The following is a 2,138-nucleotide window of genomic DNA, read 5'->3' as shown; positions in this document are numbered from 1 at the left end:
CCTATACACTCGAGCAGTATAAAACCGCCTTGACCAGTCCTTATTACTCCAAAGGCATGGTCAACAGCTTGCTCATTTCGCTATATTCCAGTGTTATCGGTATGGTCATCGCTCTGATAGTGTCGTATTCCATTACGCGAATGCCGCAAAAAATTCAAACCTTCGTAATTACGTTTTCCAATCTGACGTCAAACTTTTCCGGCGTACCGCTTGCGTTTGCCTACATTATTTTGCTAGGAAACAGTGGACTTTTTACGCTTCTGTTGAAAGAATGGGGATTGAATCTGTTTGAGTCGTTCAATTTGTACAGTTGGAGCGGTCTTGTCATCGTTTACGTTTACTTTCAAATTCCTTTGGCCATTTTGCTGCTCTACCCGGCCTACTCGGGCATTCATAAGAACTGGCAAGAATCCGCCGCATTGCTCGGGGCGTCACCGTTTCAATTTTGGCGGCATGTCGGAATGCCCGTACTATTGCCCAGCGTGGCCGGGACATTCAGTATCCTGTTCGCCAATGCGATGGGAACTTACGCAACTGCTTATGCGCTCGTCGGTAGCAACTACAACTTGTTGACGATCCGCATCAGTTCCCTTGTAGCCGGAGACGTAGCCGTTCAGCCGCAGCTCGGAAGCGCGCTCGCCGTCATTTTGGCATTGTTGATGGTCGGGGCCATGTGGTGTAACGAACGCCTGATGCGGCGGTTCAGGAGAGATTTGACATGAACAAAAAATGGATTTCGTATCTCGTCGTTTTCGCAACGATTCTTTATCTAATGCTGCCTTTGGCGGCTACGTTCATGTACTCGATCGCCAAAGATTGGAGCCATACGGTTCTCCCGGTTTCCTATACGCTTGACTGGTACAGGGATCTGTTTACAGATTCGCGTTTCCTGTCGGCCGTCGGGAGAACGATGACGGTATCGCTCATCGCAATTGCCGCGAGTGTGACGACTATGTCACTGACCGTATTCGTCGTCTTCATGTATGTACCGAAGCTTGAACGTTTGTTGCAAACACTTGCAATGATTCCTTTCGCCGTACCGGGCGTGGTAGCCGCCGTTGGATTGATCAAGGTGTACTCGAGCGGCCCCATCGTGTTGTCCGGAACGATCTGGATCCTGGTCGGCGCGTATTACGTACTCGTTATTCCTTATGTGTATCAAGGCATTCGAAACAGCCTACGCACCATTGACGCCAGGAGGCTCATGGAAGCAGCCGAAATATTAGGGGCAAGCAAAATCAAGGCATTTTTACTTGTCATCGCACCGAATATTTTAAATGGAATTTTGATTTCCGCCCTGTTATCGTTTTCGATCTTGATCGGCGAGTTTGTCATGGCCAATTTTCTCATTGGCGGGCATTATGAAACGATCCAAATTTATTTGATGCGACGGATGAATGAAAACGGCCATATATCGAGTGCCATTGTGATAGCATACTTCCTGATCGTGTTGATCATTTCCTGGCTGATGCTGAGGCTGGGTACACGTTTCCGGAAGAAAGTAGAAATCAAGGAGAATGCGAAATGAGCTATGTACAAATCGATCAGGCGTTTAAGCGATACGCGAAATCCACAGTTCTGCAGCAGGTTTCACTGAGCGTAGAAAAAGAGGAACTCGTCACCCTGCTCGGACCGAGCGGCTGCGGAAAGAGCACGCTTCTGCGCTGCATAGCCGGACTCGAAACGCTGGATGGCGGGACGATTCGCGTGAACGGGAAAGATATTTCCCAGCTGCCTCCGCAGCGCCGGAATGTGGGCATGGTGTTTCAATCCTACGCTCTGTTTCCTAATATGACGGTCTTTGACAACATCGCCTTCGGGCTGAAAATGCAGAAGCTAGCGCGCGAACAGATTGCTGCTAAGGTGAAGCAAGCGGTAGAATTGGTACACTTGTCCGGCAAAGAATCGGCTTATCCGCATCAGCTTTCCGGCGGCCAGCAGCAGCGTGTCGCCCTCGCCAGAGCGCTTGTCACCGAACCTGACATCCTTCTTCTGGACGAGCCGCTAAGCGCGCTCGATGCCAAAATCAGAAAAAGCTTGCAGAGCGACCTTCGGAGCATTCAGCGAGATTTGGGGATGACGATGATTTTCGTAACGCATGACCAGGAGGAAGCAATGACGATCTCGGACCGCATTTT

General features: G+C 49.9%; 3 protein-coding genes. All 3 read left to right on the top strand.

What is annotated here, in order from left to right:
• The coding region (locus AC1DWN_RS32790) for an ABC transporter permease (protein ID WP_477563022.1) at positions 1–722 on the top strand (722 nt) is incomplete at its 5' end.
• Positions 719–1,528 carry an ABC transporter permease gene (locus tag AC1DWN_RS32785; RefSeq protein ID WP_477563021.1) on the top strand — a complete coding sequence of 270 codons (810 nt, stop codon included), beginning with the start codon at positions 719–721 and terminating at the stop codon, positions 1,526–1,528. The genes AC1DWN_RS32790 and AC1DWN_RS32785, both read left to right, overlap by 4 nt.
• Positions 1,525–2,138 (top strand): ABC transporter ATP-binding protein (locus AC1DWN_RS32780; protein ID WP_477563020.1); only part of this gene is annotated, 614 nt, incomplete at its 3' end. The genes AC1DWN_RS32785 and AC1DWN_RS32780, both read left to right, overlap by 4 nt.

It is taken from the genome of Paenibacillus sp. P4_A7, assembly GCF_056402455.1.
The sequence above is the reverse complement of the archived record's forward strand: the minus strand, read 5'-3'. Positions and strand labels throughout refer to the sequence as shown.

Excerpts from the sequence above, each read along its gene's own strand:
- AC1DWN_RS32785 (WP_477563021.1), top strand. The coding sequence starts at position 719 with ATGAACAAAAAATGGATTTCGTATCTCGTCGTTTTCGCAACGATTCTT.